The sequence below is a fragment of the Kitasatospora sp. NPDC059577 genome (genome assembly GCF_042735475.1).
Lineage (GTDB): Bacteria > Actinomycetota > Actinomycetes > Streptomycetales > Streptomycetaceae > Kitasatospora.
In genome coordinates, this window is the sequence record NZ_JBHWBZ010000004.1 from 150,832 (window position 1) to 167,534 (window position 16,703).

Consider the following 16,703-nt stretch of genomic DNA (forward strand, 5'->3'; position numbering starts at 1 on the left):
GATGTCCCCGATGAATCCGATCAACCACGACGGCCCGATCGGCCCCGGCATCGGCGAAGGCCTGCCCGGCGACGGCACCCGCCGCACCCGCCGGGCCCCCTCGGCCCCGCCGGCGTACGTCCTCACCGAGGACACCCCGGTCTACGTCATCTCCGTGGCCGCCGAACTGTCCGGCCTGCACCCGCAGACCCTCCGCCAGTACGACCGCCTCGGCCTGGTCTGCCCCGACCGCACCGCCGGCCGCGGCCGCCGCTACTCCGCCCGCGACATCCAGCAACTGCGCGAGGTCCAGCGGCTCTCCCAGGACGAAGGCATCAACCTGGCGGGCATCAAGCGGATCATCGAGCTGGAGAACCAGGTCACCGCCCTCCAGTCCCGCATCGCCGAACTGGTCGACTCCCTGGAGGGCGCCGCCACCGCCCTCCAGCAGCGCGAGGCCGCCGTCCACGCCTCCTACCGCCGCGACCTCGTCCCCTACCAGCCGCCCACCCCGCACTCCAGCGCCCTCGTCGTCTGGCGCCCCAAGCGCTGACCCGGCCCACGGACACCGCCGCCGGCCCCCTCCTGTTCGGGGGGTGCCGGCGGCTCGGTCTTGGTGAGAGAGTGCGGTCACATTCCCTCTCCGGAGGACGCACAGGATCTGGCATGCTGAACTCGATTCAGCGTCAGTGCTGACAGGACGCAGGTATCACGGCAACGGCAGGGAGTCGCGGATGAGTGAACGAGAGCAGCCCCTTGCCGCTGGCTTGACCGTCGTCTCGGCAGAAGCACGAGAGCTGTATCTGACCGTCATCCGGGGAGACGGCAGGCTGCCGTTGGGATCCAATGTCGATCGAAATGGTTCCGCGCGCGACGAGCTGGTGCGGATTGGCCTTCTCGTACCCGACAGCGATGATCCGACCATTTTCATAGCCGCCGACCCCACGCAGCTCTCGACCAGCCTCAGTCATTCATGGCAGCGCCAGGCATTGGAACTCCTGTCGCGCGCGGTATCCCTCCCCTCCGAACTGCAGGAACTCGCACGGGAATTCCATACCCCGAAGCACCGCGGAGGGTCGATCGAGTACGTGCAGGGGAAGGCGCTTATTCGTCAGCGGCTGGAACAGTTCAGGGACTCCGGTCTGGAGGAGGCCCTGGCGCTCCAGCCGGGCGGTCCCCGGCAACCGGACCTTCTCGCCGGGATGATCGAACAGGACCTGGAAACGCTCCGCAGCGGCACGCAGATGCGGACCATCTACCATGCCAGCACTCGATACCATCAGCCGACCAGGGACTACGTGGCCACGCTCGCCCGGGCCGGCGGCCAGTACCGAACCCTTGACGAGCCCTATACGCGGCTCATAGTGATGAATCGACGCGTCGCCGTGATCCCGATCGCCGACGACATGAGCCTCGCGGCGTTCATATATGACCCGGCAGTCGTCAACTACCTCGCAGAAGAGGTGTTCGAACGGTGCTGGAGCCGGGCCCTGGAATTCGAGGGCGCCCGCACGGTGCCGCAGCAAGTGGTGTCACGCCTGCGTCAGACCATCATCGACCAGATGCTCGAAGGCACCAATCACCGGGTCATCGCAAGGCGCCTGGGGATCAGCGAGCGAACGCTTGCAAGACACATAGCCGAAATGCGAGACGACTATAAAGTCGACTCGCTGTTCCAGCTCGGCTACGTCCTCGGCCGAAAGGCGCACGAATCCACCGACTGATCGACGTGCCCATTCGCGCGACAGGTCGACGGGATATTCAAAACCCCGACAGGGGACGGACGTTCACACGGCCGAGTTCACTGCCAAGAGATATCGTCCGCAACGGTCACGGCGGCCCGGGTGTCGATCGCGCCGTGCGAGTCGACAGCATCCGCGAGAGAGCCGGCGCCGAGCACAGCCGCGGCAACGGCCAACGAAAGTACGACCTTGCAGACAAACCGGCGCATGTCGGTCACGCCCCCACTCTCTCTGTCGAGAATCTCCACTAGAAGCGTCGAACAGGATAACGGCTCACCCAGTAACGCGCGAGGGGGAGGTTGTCACCCCCGGGTTACGGGCTGTGCGTCATCTCCCTGCCAGGCATCCAGATGACACTGGCCAACCCTGGACGCGGCGCTGCCCTGCGATGGACGATCAGTTCGCTCCCAATGGTCCGGCAAGACACCACACCTTGCCAATGTACCGTCAAATACTAAGTGCTTCACCAGCAGCACCACCCCACAGAGCAGCCCACATCCAACGCATCGCCGACGCTCACTCTCCCGGTCGGCCTTTCCCCGGAGTCGACATGACCGAGCCCTACCTGCGTCACCACGACAGCCAGGCCCCTGAGGGCCGGCGTGCACGTGTGTTCCTGGCCGCGCCGCTGATGCGGCTGACCGGCCCGGCCGACAGTGTGGTGACGCTCGCCAGCCGGACGCGGCTGACGACGCTCCGCACCACCCTGCTCCGCAGCGGTGCCGCCGTGTACAGCGCGCACCACAGTGACGCCTGGACCATCTCCGGCCGCGCGCCGGAGCCCCGTGTTCCGTCCGACTTCCGCGCCCTGCAGTCCGCGGACCTCGTGTTCGCCTACGTGGGAGCGCCGCTCTCGGCCGGCGTGAGCCTGGAGCTGGGCTGGGCGTCTGCGCTGCGGAAGCCGATCGTCCTCCTGGTCGACGAGGCCATCACCCACAACCCGCTGATCGCCACCATCGAGCAGGTCGCCCCCGTCCTGCCGCTCGTCTTCGACGACACCTGGTCGCAGGAGGCCCTCAACCACACGGTGGAGACCGCGCTGGACTGGGCCGGCATGGCCCTCTCCCTGCGCGAGGGCTTCTGGACCGCCCCCGGCGAGCAGTTCACCGTCCCCCGGCAGCAGCCCCCGGTCCCCGGCTACTGGCCGACCGGCGCCGCCACCGGCTGAGCAGAGCTCACCCACCGGACTCCCCCGTCCGGGCTCCCCGCATCTGCCAGCCCAGTTGGAACAGCGTCTCCGCGTCGTACTGCTCACGCAGCCGGGCGATGTGACCGGCGACCGTCCGCTCGCTCAGCCCCATCCGACTGGCGATCGCCCGCTGCGTGAGGCCCCGGGCCAGCAGACGGCCCACCTGCTCGTGAACGGTCGGCTCGATCGAACCAGACGCCAGGGAAGCCCAGTTGACGCCCTCGGCCTCCTTCCAGTGCAGTTCGAAGTCGCGAACCAGGAAGTCGACCACGGCCGGGTCCTCGATGACCGCCGCGCTGGCGTGGTCCGATGCGGTGGGCACCACGGCGACGGCGCGGTCGAAGATCATCACGCGGGAGAACGAGAACGGCGTCACCCGGAGGTGGCAGCCGAGCTCAGTGAGCCGGGCAGCCAGTCGGACTGTCGGGGCGTCGAGCCGGGCCCCGGACTCGTACAGACTGCGGATCGAGCCGCCCATCGCCAGGAAGCGGCGGACGTGGTCCACGGTGTCGTCGGCGGCGTCCGCCGGGCGGGCCCCGCCCGGGTGGGCGGCGAGCGCCTCGTGGCGGAGTTCCTCGGTCAGCTGGGCGATCTGGTGCCGGATGTTCTCCATGCCCTCGATGATCCGGGTGCTCCCGGAGCCGCCGGGGCGTCGGGGCGCCGAGTCGTAGGCGGCGGTGAGGTCGCCGAACAGGTCCGGCAGTTCCTCGGCCCGCATGAACAGGCGGGTACCGGCCGAGCGCAGGTCGGTGCCTATCCGGGCTGTCACCGAACGCGGGTCGACCGCGCTGAACGAGCCGTCGGAGACGTAGGGCTTGAGCAGGCCCAGGTCCAGCAGTGCTCGGACCGACCCCTCGTCCTCCGCCGCGATGTCGGCGATCCGGATGCGGCCGCCCTCTCCGAGCACCGCACGGTACAGCTCCCGGGCGGCGGCGTCGGGCAGGTCGGGCTCAGACATCGCGCTCACCCCTCATCTGCCAGCCCAGTTGGAACAGCGTCTCCGCGTCGTACTGCTCACGCAGCCGGGCGATGTGACCGGCCACCGTGCGCTCGCTCAGGCCGAGGCGGGTGGCGACGGCGCGCTGGGTGAGGCCGCGGGCGAGCAGGCGGGCCACCTGCTCGTGGGCCGTCGACGCGGCGGAACCGTCGGCGAGAGCGGACCAGTTGACGCCTTCGGCCTGCTGCCAGAGCTGTTCGAAGGTGTCGACGACGAAGGCCACCATCGCCGGGTCGTCGACCACGGCGGCACTGGTGTAGTCGGCGGCGGCGGGGATGACGGCGACGGTGCGGTCGAAGACCAGGAAGCGTTGGAAGGGCACGTCGACGAGCCGGGTGGTGCAGCCGAGTCGGGTGACCTCGGCGGCGAACCGGACGGTTGCCGGGTCGAGTTTGGCCGAGGACTCGTACAGGGTCCGCACGGTTCCACCGCGTTCGTGGACACGGCGAGCACGGTCGAGGGAGTCGGGCAGCAGCTCGGCAGGGCGGGGACCGCCGGGCTGGGCGGTCATGGTCTCGTTGGGGAACTCCTTTGCCAGCTGCTCCAGTTCGTGCCGGAGGTCCTCCTTCGCAGTGAGGTAACGCGCGCCGGTCGCCGCGCGCCGCCGCTTCGGGGTCGCGTCGTAGGCGCGGGTGAGTTCGCCCAGCAGGTCGGGAAGCCGCTCGGCCTCGGTGAGCAGGCGGGCGCTCTGCAGTCGGATCGCGGTGCCGATCCGCTCGGTGGCACCCCTGGGGTCGACGGCGCTGTAGGCGGCGTCCTGCAACTGCGGTACCAGAAGCCCGAGTTCCACCAGCCGTCGGAGCGCGGGGCCGTCGTCCGGGCCGACCTCGGCGGCGCGGACGCGGCCGCCCTCGCGGAGGACGGCGAGGTAGAGGGCGCGGGCGGCGGGGTCCGGGAGGGCGGCGGAGAGCAGCGTGGAGGTGGTGTCAGTCACGGCGTTCTCCGCGCAGGCGCCAGCCGAGGTGGAAGAGGGTGCGGGCGCCGTGGCGGTCGCGCAGCCGGGAGATGTGGGCGGCGACGGTGCGTTCGCTGAGGCCGAGGCGGGTGGCGACGGCACGCTGGGTGAGGCCGCGGGCGAGCAGCCGGCCGACGCGGACGGTGGTGGGGTGCGGGGGGTCGAGGTGGTGGTCGGCGGGGGTGGCGCGGGCCCAGTCGCGTTCGAAGTGGGCGACGAGGTGGGCCACGACGGCGGGGTCGGTGAGGACGGTGGCGCGGCTGCGGTCCTCGGCGGCGGGGATGACGGCGGCCTTGCGGTCGAAGACGAGCAGCCGTTCGTACGGTTCGGCGAGCAGTCGGACCCGGGCGCCCTGCCGGGTGCGGAGGGCGACCTGGCGCTGGACGGTGTGGTCGACGAGGGCGGCGGGCTGGTAGAGGGTGCGCAGGGAGCAGCCGCGGCGGAGCAGGGAGAGGTCCTGCGCGAGGGCCATCCGGAGGCCGTCGACCGGGCGGGGGCCGGGTTGGGCGGCGAGGACTTCCTCCTGGCACTCCGAGACGAGTTCGGAGATGTGCTGGCGGATGTCGGCGTTGCCGTCGAGGTGGACGGCGTCGCCGTCCGGTCCGTGCGGGCGGCGCACGGCGTCGTAGGCGAGGGCGAGCGGGGCGAGGGCGTCGGGGAGCCGTTCGGCGTGCTGGAGCAGGCGGGTGGCGCGGCTGCGCAGTTCGGAGCCGAGGCGGTCGCCGAGGGCGCGCGGGCTGGCGGCGGTCCAGCCGGTGGGTGTGGTGGTGAGGAGGCCGCGGGCGACGAGGGCGGCGAAGGCGGGGCGGTCGGCGGGGGCGAGGTGTTCGGGGCACAGCCGGCCGCCGCCGCGGACGACGGCGAGGTAGAGGGCGCGTTCGGCCTGGCCGGGTTCATCGGTCATCGCGGGCTCCTCTCATGAGCCAGCCGAGCTGGAAGAGGGTCTGGGCGCCGTGGCGGTCGCGCAGCCGGGAGATGTGGGCGGCGACGGTGCGTTCGCTGAGGCCGAGGCGGGTGGCGACGGCACGCTGGGTGAGGCCGCGGGCGAGCAGCCGGCCGACGCGGTCGGGGATGGTGCGGGTGGGGCCCTGGCCGAGGGCGGCGGCGGCTTCGGCGGTGTCGGCGCGGGCCCAGTCGCGTTCGAAGGTGCCGATCAGGAAGGTGATGGTGGCCGGGTCGCTGATGAAGGCGGCGGTGCTGTTGTCGTCGCTGGCGGAGATCACGGCGACGGTGCGGTCGAAGACGATGAGCCGCTGGAAGGGTTCGTCGAGGACGCGGATGAGGGAGCCGTGCCGGGTGACTTCCTCGGCGTAGGCGAGGGCGGGCGGTTCGGCGAGGGCGACCGGCTGGTAGATGGTGCGCAGCGAGCAGCCGCGCTGGAGGAGCTGGACGTCCTGGAGGAGGGCGACCTGCAGGGTGTCGGCGGGGCGGTGGCCGGGTTGGGCGGTGAGGACCTCGGAGCGGCAGTCGGAGACCAGTTGGGAGATCCGCTGGCGGATGTGGACGTGTCCCTCGACGTGGACGGCGCCGCCGGCCCGGCCGGAGGGCCGGGGCATGGCGTCGTAGGCGCGGGTGAGGCCGTCGAGGGCGCCGGGGAGGTTCTCGGCGCGGACCAGCAGCCGGGTGGCTTCGCTGCGGAGTTCGGAGCCGAGGCGGTCGCTGACGGAGCGCGGGCTGACGGCGGTGTAGCAGCGGTCCATCGGGTTGACCATCAGCAGGCCGATGTCGATGAGCTGCTGGAGGGCGGCCCGGTCGGTGTCGGTGACGCCGGCGCAGGGGATGCGGCCGCCTGCGGCGATGATCGCCAGGTACAGCTGTCGGGCGGCCTCGTCGGGTTCCTCGCCCACGGGTCCTGCCTGGTGCGGTGCGACCGCCCGTTCCGCCGTCACGTCGCACTCTCCCTGCCGGACGCCTCTCCCCTGGTGCTGCCCGCGTTCTGTGCGGGCCGCGCTCCCCCGCCGCACGAGCCGTGGGTGCCGGTTGCCGGGCGGGCTCACGGTACCGGGTGGCCGGTACGGCGTGATCATGCGGTTCGGCGGTCGCGGGACCGCTGGGACGGCGGGCCCCCGGGCCCGGGTGCCGTCGCACACCGGGACGTCCGGGGGCCGCCGTCTGCACGCCAATGCCACGGCGCTTCCGTCGAGGCGGAGCAGCAACGCCTCGACGGCTCCGGTCCCGGGGGCCATCACCACACATGGTCCCCGGCCGGCGCTCTTCCCCCCCGTTCCACCGGCGCGGGAATGGTGCGCCGACGGTCAGTTCCGAAGAGCAAGTCGCCACCTTCGGGCTGCGGTTGCCCGGGCGACTTGGCGTGTCTCCACCCTCACAGTGTGACGGCCGGTGAACAAGTGCAGCCCGAGTGCATGTTCGCGCAATTGCAGTTACCTGCACCGATCGGCGGGGCCGGGGTCTCGTGCGGCGGCGCGGATTCCGGTAAAGGCCGAGGCCAGCGGGGGGTGGTCGCGCCGCCCGGCGGTACCGCCGGTTGGCTGTGCACGGTCATTTCACGGGTGCGCGTTCCTGCAACGGCGGCATGGTCCTGAGCTGCACGTCTACGCGCGGTGACAATCCGCCTCCCGGACGCGCCCGCGGGACGCCCGCGGCGGCCCCCGCCCGCCCCCGGCTCAGCGCGCCAGCAGCCGCCCGCGCGCCAGGCCCGCCGCGGTACCGCCCGCCGCGAGCGCCCAGGCGACCGCCAGCAGCAGGAACAGCCCGGCGGCCAGCGCGGTGAAGCCCCCGAAGCCGGTGTGCCGGGAGAGCGCGGAGGCGCCGGTGACGCAGGTGCCGATCGGGAAGGTGTACGCCCACCAGGTCATCGCGAAGGGCATCCCGGCCCGGCGGGCGCGCAGGTTGGCGGCGAGCGCGACGGCCAGCCACAGCACGGCGACGCCCATCACCGCGACGCCGTACAGCTCGGCGAGGTCGAGCATGGCGGGTGCCAGCGCGGGCAGCACCGGGCGGGCGGCGTCGGCCAGCTGGTGGACGGCGGTGACGGACTGGCCGAGCGGGCCGAGCACCAGGAACAGCGAGGGGGTGAGCACCAAGGCGGGCAGCTTGCTGTGGAACAGCCCGGTGAAGACCACCGGCAGCAGCACCAGGGTGGCCGACAGCCCGATCCCGAACAGTGCGCAGCAGGCGTACAGCATGGCCTGCCGGGCCGTCCCGGCCGGCAGGTGCGGGACCAGCGCCGGGCCGCAGGCGGAGGCGACCAGCGGGGCGACCACCGGCAGCAGCCAGGTGGGGTTGGCCTCCAGGGCGGAGAGCCGGTGCCGGGTGATCATCAGGTACGGGATGCCGCCGGCGACGGCCAGCGCGTACAGGGTGCCGACGCCCCACAGCACGGCGTCCACGGCGACCGCCGGGCCGGTGCCGATGACCCGGGAGCCGAGCAGGAGGGTCCCGAGGCCGACCGCGAGCAGCGCCATCGGCGGGCAGCCGTAGAAGACGGCGACGGCCGGCTGCTCCAGCAGGTGGGCGCGGGCGGCCCCGCGGTGACGGGTGAGGTGGACCAGCCGGGCCGTGCCCAGCACCAGCAGGGCGGCCAGGCCGAGCGCCCACATCACCTCGCCGAAGCCGATCAGCCCGGGCAGCCGGACGGGCAGGGCGGCGGCGCCGTTGCCGATGATCGCGGTGCCCATCACGGCGGCGTACCAGTTGGGGCCGAGCTGGGAGAGGTCGTACCGGGAGCGGCGGGCGGCGGGGCGGGTGAGGGGGCGGGATTCGGCCAAGGTGGACATGCTTCCCACCATCGACCCGAAGGGCGGCCGCCGGTAGCGCCGAGGATCCTATGGGGACATAGCCTGGATCTATGGCCCTCTCTCCGCGTGTCCCCGAACTCGGCGCCCTGGAACTGCTGCTCGCCGTGGCCCGGCTGGGCAGCGTCGGACGGGCGGCGGCCGAGCTGGGCGTCAGCCAGCCGACCGCCAGCGCCCGGATCAAGGGCATGGAGCGGCAGATCGGCGTCCCACTGCTGGACCGCTCGCCCCGGGGCAGCCGGCCGACCGAGGCGGGCCGGCTGGTGGTGGAGTGGGCCCGGCACGTGGTGGAGGCCGCACAGGCGCTGGACGCCGGGATCGACGCGCTGCGCGAGCGCCGGGACGCCAAGCTGCGGGTGGTGGCCAGCCTGACGGTCGCCGAGTACCTGATGCCGGGCTGGCTGCTGGGGCTCTCCGAGGCCAGTCCGGGCACCGCGGTGACGCTGCGGACCGCCAACTCGGCGGAGGTCGCCGGGCACGTCCTGGCCGGGCACGCCGACCTCGGCTTCGTCGAGGGCCCGGCCACCCCGCCCGGGCTGGCCGGCGCGGTGGTGGCCGCCGACCGGCTGGTGGTCGTGGTGGCGCCCGGCCACCCGTGGGCGCGCCGCCGCACCCCGCTGACCGGGCCGGAACTGGCGGCCACCCCGCTGGTGCTGCGCGAGCCCGGCTCGGGCACCCGGGAGGTGCTGGAGACGGCGCTGCGGCCGTTCGGGGGCGCCGCGCAACCGCGCCTCGAACTGGCCTCGTCCACCGCGCTGAAGGCGGCGGCGATGACCGGGGCCGGGCCGGTCTGCCTGAGCGAGCTGGCGGTGGTGGAGGAGCTGGCGACCCGGCGGCTGGTCGAGGTGCCGCTGACGGAGGACCTGGACCTGCGGCGGCCGCTGCGGGCGGTGTGGCCCGCCGGGCAGCGGCCGGGTGGGCCCGCCCGGGAGCTGCTGGTGCTGACCCGGCGGCCCGCCCCCAGGCGTTCAGCCGGAAGTCGCCCCTGAGTCCGGAAGGATTGGGCCCGAGAAAAGGTTGAGCGGAGTAGACTCAACTTATTGCATGCTGCGGATGGCAGCAGCGAAGGACGACGAGGGAGGACCCCCCAGCAGTGGACGCCAGCAAGTTCACCACCAAGACGCAGGACGCCCTGTCCGCCGCGATCCGGCAGGCGGGCGCGTCCGGCAACCCGGACGTCAAGCCGGTGCACATCCTGATCGCCCTGCTGGAGCAGCCCGAGGGCATCGCCCGGCCCCTGCTGGAGGCGGTCGGGGCGAACACCGCCCGGATCGACGCCGAGGCCCGCCGCCAGTCGGCCGGGCTGCCCAGCGCGATGGGCTCGACGGTCGCCGCGCCCCAGCTCGCCCGGGACACCCTGGCGGTGCTCACCGAGGCCGGCAAGCGCGCGGACGACCTGGACGACCAGTACGTCTCCACCGAGCACCTGATGGTCGGCCTGGCCGCCGAGGGCGGTCCGGTCGCCGAGCTGCTGGTGCAGCAGGGCGCCACGCCCAAGGCGCTGCTCGCCGCGTTCAAGGACGTCCGCGGCAGCGGCCGGGTCACCTCACCGGACCCGGAGGGCACCTACAAGGCGCTGGAGAAGTACGGCACCGACCTCACCCAGGCCGCCCGCGACGGCAAGCTCGACCCGGTGATCGGCCGGGACCAGGAGATCCGCCGGGTCGTCCAGGTGCTCTCCCGCCGGACCAAGAACAACCCGGTGCTGATCGGCGAGCCCGGCGTCGGCAAGACCGCCGTGGTCGAGGGCCTGGCCCAGCGCATCGTGGCCGGCGACGTACCGGAGTCGCTGCGCGGCAAGCGGCTGGTCGCACTGGACCTCGGCGCGATGGTCGCGGGCGCCAAGTTCCGCGGCGAGTTCGAGGAGCGGCTGAAGGCCGTCCTGAACGACATCAAGGCCTCCGACGGCCGGGTCGTCACCTTCATCGACGAGCTGCACACCATGGTCGGCGCGGGCGCCGGCGGCGACTCCGCGATGGACGCGGGCAACATGCTCAAGCCGATGCTGGCCCGCGGCGAGCTGCGGATGGTCGGCGCGACCACGCTCGACGAGTACCGCGAGCGGATCGAGAAGGACCCGGCCCTGGAACGGCGCTTCCAGCAGGTACTGGTGGGCGAGCCCAGCGTGGAGGACTCGATCGCCATCCTGCGCGGCCTCAAGGGCCGGTACGAGGCGCACCACAAGGTGCAGATCTCGGACGCCGCCCTGGTCGCCGCGGCCACCCTGTCCAACCGCTACATCACCTCGCGCTTCCTGCCCGACAAGGCGATCGACCTGGTCGACGAGGCGGCCTCCCGGCTGCGGATGGAGATCGACTCCTCCCCGGTCGAGATCGACGAACTCCAGCGCGCCGTGGACCGGTTGCGGATGGAGGAGCTGGCCCTGGAGAAGGAGTCGGACCCGGCCTCGGTCGACCGGCTGGCCCGGCTGCGGCGCGACCTCGCCGACAGGAACGAGCAGTTGAGCGTGCTCACGGCGCGCTGGGAGCAGGAGAAGAAGAGCCTCAACCGGGTCGGCGAGCTCAAGGAACGGCTCGACGACCTGCACGGCGCCCTCGAACGCGCCCAGCGCGACGGCGACTTCGAGCGTGCGTCCAAGCTGATGTACGCCGAGATCCCGGCCGCCGAGACGGAGCTCACCGACGCCCAGGAGCGCGCGGCGGGCCAGGACGCCTCCGAGTCGATGGTCAAGGAGGAGGTCGGTCCGGACGACGTGGCCGACGTGGTCGCCTCCTGGACGGGCATCCCGGCCGGCCGTCTGCTGGAGGGCGAGAGCGCCAAACTCCTGCGCATGGAGGAGGAGTTGGGCAAGCGCCTGATCGGCCAGGCGGAGGCCGTGCGGGCCGTCTCGGACGCCGTGCGCCGCACCCGCTCCGGCATCGCCGACCCGGACCGCCCGACCGGCTCCTTCCTCTTCCTCGGCCCGACCGGCGTCGGCAAGACCGAACTCGCCAAGGCCCTGGCCGACTTCCTGTTCGACGACGAGCGGGCGATGGTCCGGATCGACATGAGCGAGTACGGCGAGAAGCACTCGGTGTCCCGCCTGGTCGGCGCCCCGCCCGGGTACGTCGGCTACGAGGAGGGCGGCCAGCTCACCGAGGCGGTCCGCCGCCGCCCGTACAGCGTCGTCCTGCTGGACGAGGTGGAGAAGGCGCACCCGGAGGTCTTCGACGTCCTGCTCCAGGTGCTGGACGACGGGCGGCTCACCGACGGCCAGGGCCGCACGGTCGACTTCCGCAACGCCATCCTGATCCTCACCTCCAACCTGGGCAGCCAGTACCTGGTCGACCCGAACATCCCGGAGGACGGGAAGAAGGCGCTGGTCCTGGAGTCCGTCCGGTCCGCGTTCAAGCCGGAGTTCCTCAACCGGCTGGACGACATCGTCGTCTTCGACCCGCTGGGCACCGGCGAGCTGAGCCGGATCGTCGACCTGCAGATCGCCCGCCTCGGCGAGCGGCTGAACGAGCGGCGGCTCACCCTGGACGTCTCCGGGGCCGCCCGCGACTGGCTGGCGCTCACCGGCTACGACCCGGCGTACGGCGCCCGCCCGCTGCGCCGGCTGGTGCAGTCCGCGATCGGCGACCAGCTGGCCCGGGCGATCCTGTCCGGCGCGGTGCACGACGGGGACACCGTCCTGGTCGAGCTGGACGAGGACGGCGACCGCCTGACCGTCCGCGGCCGGGGGCCGCTGGAGAAGTAGTGCCGCACGCGGGCCGTTCCCGACCACTCCGGGTGGTCGGGAACGGCCCGCGCCGTCACGCTCAGTCGGCCGCACCCCTGCGCTGCCGCCGCCTCGACCGGTCCCGCCAGCTGCGTGCCAACCGGTGCAGCTCGGCCACCTGGGCCTCCGGCAGGTTCCAGGTCTGGGTCAGCAGCCGCAGCGTCGAGACCCGCGGGCAGGACACGCCCCGCTCCAGGTCGCGGATCGACCGCACGCTCAACCCCGTCGCGTCACCCAGCCGCTCCTGCGTCATCCCCCGGTCCAGCCGGATGGTCCGCAGCAACGCCCCGAGCGATGCACCCTCCCCCGTCACCGTTCCGTCCATGTTTGCTCCCCCCTCAACTCAGAACATCTCAACTTGCCCGTACAGGACGGACTTTGCATGAAGTGAGTTCCGTCGCACGCTAACCGCATCCGGCCCGCACGGCAGCCGAACCCGCGCGCCGGGCGCGTGACGTGGCTCACTCAAGCCCGCCCGCGCGGCCCGCACCACGGTCCTGCACCCACCCCGGACACCCTCCGTCACCGGCGTCCGCCCGAGCCCCTCCGGACACCCCCGGACGGCCCCGGACGGCCCCGGGAGGAAGATCGGCGCGCCCCCGGCTGCCCCTGTGAGCGAGGGCCCGGATGAGGCAGGATGGGAGGTGGAAAGGGCGGCCTCTCATTGCCGGCCACCACGTGCACTGAGGAAGAGGACCCCCATGAGCATCGACCCGTCGTCCATCCCGTCCTTCGGCGCGCCCCAGGGCGGCCAGCCCGGCGGCCAGGGCGGGGGGCCGGCCGGCCCGCCGCCGATCGTCGTCCCGGACCAGAGCCTGGTCACCCAGCTCCTCGACCAGATGCAGCTCAAGCACGTCGTGGACGAGGAGGGCGACCTCACCGCCCCCTGGGAGGGCTTCCGCGTCTACTACATGTTCCGCGGCGAGCAGAAGGAGCTCTTCGCGGTCCGCGCCTTCTACGACCGCGCCTACCCGCTGGAGAAGAAGGGCGAGATCCTCGACCTGATCGACGAGTGGAACCGCGAGACCCTCTGGCCCAAGGTCTACACCCACACCCACGAGGACGGCGTGGTCCGCCTGATCGGCGAGGCCCAGATGATCGTCGGCACCGGCGTCAACCTGGACTACTTCGTGACCACCACCGCCAACTGGACCCAGGCCGCGGTCGGCTTCGAGCAGTGGATCGTCGAGCGCCTGGGCCTGCAGAACGAGATCGAGGGCGAGGACGGCGAGGCCCCCGAGGGCACCGACGAGGCCTGATCCCGCCCCGGCACCGTCCGGCCACGCCCCGGCACGGCCCGACACCGTCCGGCACGGCCCGCCGCCGCGCTCACGCCGGTGGCGGGCCGTTCTTGTCCCCGGCCCCCGGCTGTCCCAGGATGGGCGCGACGACGACGCGTGAGGAGCCTTTCGCATGGGAACCAGGCCGCTGCTGAACCGCCGACTGACCGGGATGGGCACGACGATCTTCGCCGAGATGTCCGCCCTGGCCACCGCCACCGGATCGATCAACCTCGGCCAGGGATTCCCCGACACCGACGGGCCCGAGGAGATCCGCGAGGCCGCCGTCCGGGCCCTGCGCGAGGGCCGCGGCAACCAGTACCCGCCCGGCCCCGGCATCCCCGAGCTGCGCACCGCCGTCGCCGAGCACCAGCAGCGCTTCCACGGCCTCACCTACGACCCGGACACCGAGGTCCTGGTCACCGCCGGTGCCACCGAGGCCATCGCCGCCGCGCTGCTGGCCCTGCTGGAGCCCAGCGACGAGGTGATCGCCCTGGAGCCGTTCTACGACTCCTACGCCGCCTGCATCGCGATGGCCGGCGCCACCCGCCGCCCGCTCACCCTGCGGGCCCCGGACTTCCGGCCCGATCTCGACGAACTGCGCGCGCTGATCACCCCGCGCACCCGGCTGCTGCTGATCAACACCCCGCACAACCCCACCGGCACCGTCCTCACCGCCGACGAGCTCGCCGGCATCGCCGCCCTCGCCGTCGAGCACGACCTGCTGGTGATCACCGACGAGGTCTACGAGCACCTGGTCTTCGGCGCCACCCACCACCCCATCGCGGCCCTGCCCGGCATGCGCGAGCGCACCGTCACCATCTCCTCGGCCGGCAAGACCTTCTCCTTCACCGGCTGGAAGGTCGGCTGGGTCACCGCGACCCCGGCCCTGGTCGCGGCCGTGCGCACGGCGAAGCAGTACCTCACCTACGTGAGCGCCGGCCCCTTCCAGTACGCCGTGGCGGAGGCGCTGCGGCTGCCCGACGCGTACTTCGACACCCTGCGCGCCGACCTCTCGCGCAAGCGCGACCTGCTCTCGGCCGGCCTCACGGCCGCAGGCTTCCGCGTCTTCGAGCCCCAGGGCACGTACTTCGTCACCACCGACATCACCCCGCTCGGCGAGAAGGACGGCATCGAGTTCTGCCGCGCCCTGCCCGAGCGCTGCGGGGTCGTCGCCATCCCCAACGTCGTCTTCTACGACAACACCGAGGCCGGTCGTAGCCACGTCCGGTTCACCTTCTGCAAGCAGGACGCCGTCTTGGAGGACGCCGTCACCCGCCTCCAGCGACTCTGACACACGAGGCCCGCACACCAGCGGGCTGCGCCCCGCCCGGAGTCCCGTGCCGCTCCGGCCAGTTGGGGGAATAGCAGGAGTCGGCGTGGCCTTGTCCATCGACGCAGTGATCTTCACATGCTCAAGGGGGCGGCACAGTGACTCAGACGACCATCCAGTACGTGGGCGGGCCCACCGCGCTGATCGAGATCGGCGGGCTGCGCCTGCTGACCGATCCGACGTTCGACGGCCCCGGGGAGTATCCGATCGGCGCCCGCGTCCTCGCCAAGACCGCCGGCCCGGCGATGGCCGCCGAGGACCTCGGCCCGGTGGACGCCGTCCTGCTCTCGCACGACCAGCACCCCGACAACCTGGACCGGGCCGGCCGCGAATACCTCGCCGCCGCTTCGCTGGTGCTCTCCACCTCTGCCGCCGAGGGCCGGCTCGGCGGGTCCGTCCGGGCGCTGGCCGACGGCGAGCACGTCGACCTGCCGCGGCCGGGCGGTGGCACGCTGCGGGTGACCGGGGTGCCCGCCCAGCACGGCCCGGACGGCAGCGAGCACCTCGTCGGGGAGGTCACCGGATTCGTCCTCACCGGCGAGGGTCTGCCCACGGTCTACGTCAGCGGGGACAACGCCTCGCTGGACGTGGTGCGGACGATCGCCGACCGGGTCGGCCCGGTCGACGTCGCGGTGCTGTTCGCCGGAGGCGCCAGCACGCCGCTGATACCCGGCGCGTACCTCACGCTGACCAGCGCCCTGGCCGCCGAGGCCGCTCGCATCCTCGGGGCCCGACACGTGGTACCCCTCCACTTCGAGCACTGGGGACACTTCACCCAGGGCCCGGAGACGCTGCTGGAGGCCTTCACGCAGGCTGGTGTACGAGAGGCGCTGCGCGTGCCCGAGCCGGGGGAACGACTCACGGTCTGAGGAGCACCCGGGTCCGCGGGCCAGGGTTCTCCTCGCGCGCGCACGGGTGTACGAACGCGGAGTCGGCCGGGTGACGGCGAGCCCCGAGCCGGTCGCGGCCGTGCGCACGCTACTGCTCGGCCGTGCGCACGGCCGAGCAGTACCTCACGTACGTCAGAGCCGGCCCGTTCCGGTACGCCGTCGCCGAGGCGCTGCGGCTGCCCGACGACTACCTCGACGCGTTCCGCGCCGACCTGCTCCGCAAGCGCGACCTGCTCGCCGACGGCTTCGAGGTCTTCAACCCCGAGGGCACGGACTTCATCAGGAAGTCCGCCCACAACGCTCCGGTGAGCAGGCCCCCGAGGAGCCGGTGCGGCAGGGCCGGCACGCCATGGCCGAGAACCCGACGCCGGCCGTAGCCTGATCCGCTTCACTTTCTGCAAAAGGGATGACGTCCTCCAGGAGGCCGCGTCCCGTCTGCAGCGCCCCTGAGGGCTCGCGCGCCCCCTTTCACGCCCTTCATCCGGCAGCGACCCCACCTCGAAGGCGATTCTGAGGCATCATCAACTGACCTGGCCGGCCTGATCGTTTGCCGCCACGGCCGGACACCCGGCAGCCCGTCCGACACTTCTCCGCCGCTCTCTCCGCCCCGTGCGCGGAGGGCAGCGGAGTGTGATGCGCGCGGAGGGCGCACAACCGGCGCGCACGGCGCGTGACCCGGTGACAGGGGCGCGCGCTGTGCAGAGTCGCACACCGGGTCGATCAGAGTCGGGGAGCAGGTGTGCTCGAAACGGTGAATGCTTGACAAAGTTGGGTAAATCACCGGCGGGCTCGGCGTATTCATGCTTCTCTGCTGCTGAATCTCCAGCCGGAATCCTTCCTTCCACGGTCGGCCGCGCCCAGG

15 protein-coding genes and 1 pseudogene are annotated in these 16,703 nt (G+C 72.4%); 9 read left to right on the forward strand and 7 right to left on the reverse strand.

Annotated elements, in window-relative coordinates; translation table 11 throughout:
• Positions 1-10: 10 nt before the first annotated feature.
• Positions 11-532, forward strand: coding sequence for a heat shock protein transcriptional repressor HspR (locus tag ACFV0O_RS06090; RefSeq protein WP_380337208.1), 522 nt, complete (start codon positions 11-13; stop codon positions 530-532).
• Between the two features lie 181 nt (positions 533-713).
• Positions 714-1,703, forward strand: a complete 990-nt coding sequence (locus ACFV0O_RS06095) for a hypothetical protein (RefSeq protein WP_380336970.1) — start codon at positions 714-716, stop codon at positions 1,701-1,703.
• Between the two features lie 77 nt (positions 1,704-1,780).
• Here the strand turns inward: ACFV0O_RS06095 and ACFV0O_RS06100 are convergent, their stop codons facing one another.
• A complete protein-coding gene (locus ACFV0O_RS06100; protein WP_380336972.1) occupies positions 1,781-1,939 on the reverse strand; it encodes a hypothetical protein in 159 nt (52 codons plus the stop codon).
• A 332-nt stretch (positions 1,940-2,271) separates the two neighbouring features.
• Between ACFV0O_RS06100 and ACFV0O_RS06105 the strand changes: the two genes are divergently transcribed.
• Positions 2,272-2,889 carry a hypothetical protein gene (locus ACFV0O_RS06105; RefSeq protein WP_360260169.1) on the forward strand — a complete coding sequence of 206 codons (618 nt, stop codon included), beginning with the start codon at positions 2,272-2,274 and terminating at the stop codon, positions 2,887-2,889.
• 7 nt (positions 2,890-2,896) lie between these two features.
• Here ACFV0O_RS06105 and ACFV0O_RS06110 read toward each other — a convergent pair whose 3' ends face one another.
• The 5 genes from ACFV0O_RS06110 to ACFV0O_RS06130 all read right to left on the reverse strand — a co-directional run bounded on the left by ACFV0O_RS06110 (position 2,897) and on the right by ACFV0O_RS06130 (position 8,599).
• The gene (locus tag ACFV0O_RS06110; RefSeq protein ID WP_380336974.1) at positions 2,897-3,868 is read right to left on the reverse strand and encodes a LuxR C-terminal-related transcriptional regulator; all 972 of its coding nucleotides are present in this window, start codon (positions 3,866-3,868) and stop codon (positions 2,897-2,899) included.
• Entirely contained in the window at positions 3,861-4,841 is a 981-nt protein-coding gene (locus ACFV0O_RS06115; protein WP_380336975.1) for a helix-turn-helix domain-containing protein, read from the reverse strand. Before ACFV0O_RS06115 ends, ACFV0O_RS06110 begins: the two co-directional genes overlap by 8 nt.
• Positions 4,834-5,766: a LuxR C-terminal-related transcriptional regulator gene (locus ACFV0O_RS06120; RefSeq protein ID WP_380336977.1), complete on the reverse strand. Its 933-nt coding sequence runs from the start codon at positions 5,764-5,766 to the stop codon at positions 4,834-4,836. Before ACFV0O_RS06120 ends, ACFV0O_RS06115 begins: the two co-directional genes overlap by 8 nt.
• Positions 5,756-6,709, reverse strand: a complete 954-nt coding sequence (locus tag ACFV0O_RS06125; RefSeq protein WP_360260160.1) for a LuxR C-terminal-related transcriptional regulator — start codon at positions 6,707-6,709, stop codon at positions 5,756-5,758. The genes ACFV0O_RS06120 and ACFV0O_RS06125 overlap by 11 nt, the downstream gene beginning before the upstream one ends.
• A gap of 777 nt (positions 6,710-7,486) precedes the next feature.
• Positions 7,487-8,599, reverse strand: a complete 1,113-nt coding sequence (locus ACFV0O_RS06130; protein WP_380336980.1) for a TDT family transporter — start codon at positions 8,597-8,599, stop codon at positions 7,487-7,489.
• A gap of 71 nt (positions 8,600-8,670) precedes the next feature.
• Between ACFV0O_RS06130 and ACFV0O_RS06135 the strand changes: the two genes are divergently transcribed.
• Positions 8,671-9,606, forward strand: a complete 936-nt coding sequence (locus ACFV0O_RS06135) for a LysR family transcriptional regulator (protein WP_380336983.1) — start codon at positions 8,671-8,673, stop codon at positions 9,604-9,606.
• Between the two features lie 104 nt (positions 9,607-9,710).
• Entirely contained in the window at positions 9,711-12,317 is a 2,607-nt protein-coding gene (gene clpB, locus ACFV0O_RS06140; RefSeq protein ID WP_380336985.1) for an ATP-dependent chaperone ClpB, read from the forward strand.
• 61 nt (positions 12,318-12,378) lie between these two features.
• Here clpB and ACFV0O_RS06145 read toward each other — a convergent pair whose 3' ends face one another.
• Complete coding sequence (locus ACFV0O_RS06145; protein ID WP_360260152.1) at positions 12,379-12,663, reverse strand: helix-turn-helix transcriptional regulator; 285 nt, start codon at positions 12,661-12,663, stop codon at positions 12,379-12,381.
• A gap of 376 nt (positions 12,664-13,039) precedes the next feature.
• Here ACFV0O_RS06145 and ACFV0O_RS06150 point away from each other — a divergent pair, with 376 nt between their 5' ends.
• The 4 genes and pseudogenes from ACFV0O_RS06150 to ACFV0O_RS06165 all read left to right on the forward strand — a co-directional run.
• Positions 13,040-13,597 carry a YbjN domain-containing protein gene (locus ACFV0O_RS06150; RefSeq protein ID WP_380336989.1) on the forward strand — a complete coding sequence of 186 codons (558 nt, stop codon included), beginning with the start codon at positions 13,040-13,042 and terminating at the stop codon, positions 13,595-13,597.
• 154 nt (positions 13,598-13,751) lie between these two features.
• The gene (locus ACFV0O_RS06155; RefSeq protein ID WP_380336991.1) at positions 13,752-14,912 is read left to right on the forward strand and encodes a pyridoxal phosphate-dependent aminotransferase; all 1,161 of its coding nucleotides are present in this window, start codon (positions 13,752-13,754) and stop codon (positions 14,910-14,912) included.
• Positions 14,913-15,049: 137 nt separating this feature from the next.
• Positions 15,050-15,820 (forward strand): MBL fold metallo-hydrolase, encoded by a 771-nt coding sequence (locus ACFV0O_RS06160; protein ID WP_380336994.1) that lies wholly within the window; start codon positions 15,050-15,052, stop codon positions 15,818-15,820.
• A 116-nt stretch (positions 15,821-15,936) separates the two neighbouring features.
• Positions 15,937-16,291 (forward strand): annotated as a pseudogene (locus ACFV0O_RS06165) (aminotransferase); the annotation flags it as partial.
• Between the last annotated feature and the right edge of the window lie 412 nt (positions 16,292-16,703).

Coding starts and splice junctions, on each gene's coding strand:
- ACFV0O_RS06130 (WP_380336980.1), bottom strand. CDS start 8,599: ATGTCCACCTTGGCCGAATCCCGCCCCCTCACCCGCCCCGCCGCCCGC.
- ACFV0O_RS06120 (WP_380336977.1), bottom strand. CDS start 5,766: ATGACCGATGAACCCGGCCAGGCCGAACGCGCCCTCTACCTCGCCGTC.
- ACFV0O_RS06135 (WP_380336983.1), top strand. CDS start 8,671: ATGGCCCTCTCTCCGCGTGTCCCCGAACTCGGCGCCCTGGAACTGCTG.
- ACFV0O_RS06150 (WP_380336989.1), top strand. CDS start 13,040: ATGAGCATCGACCCGTCGTCCATCCCGTCCTTCGGCGCGCCCCAGGGC.
- ACFV0O_RS06090 (WP_380337208.1), top strand. CDS start 11: ATGAATCCGATCAACCACGACGGCCCGATCGGCCCCGGCATCGGCGAA.
- ACFV0O_RS06105 (WP_360260169.1), top strand. CDS start 2,272: ATGACCGAGCCCTACCTGCGTCACCACGACAGCCAGGCCCCTGAGGGC.
- ACFV0O_RS06110 (WP_380336974.1), bottom strand. CDS start 3,868: ATGTCTGAGCCCGACCTGCCCGACGCCGCCGCCCGGGAGCTGTACCGT.
- ACFV0O_RS06155 (WP_380336991.1), top strand. CDS start 13,752: ATGGGAACCAGGCCGCTGCTGAACCGCCGACTGACCGGGATGGGCACG.
- ACFV0O_RS06095 (WP_380336970.1), top strand. CDS start 714: ATGAGTGAACGAGAGCAGCCCCTTGCCGCTGGCTTGACCGTCGTCTCG.
- ACFV0O_RS06145 (WP_360260152.1), bottom strand. CDS start 12,663: ATGGACGGAACGGTGACGGGGGAGGGTGCATCGCTCGGGGCGTTGCTG.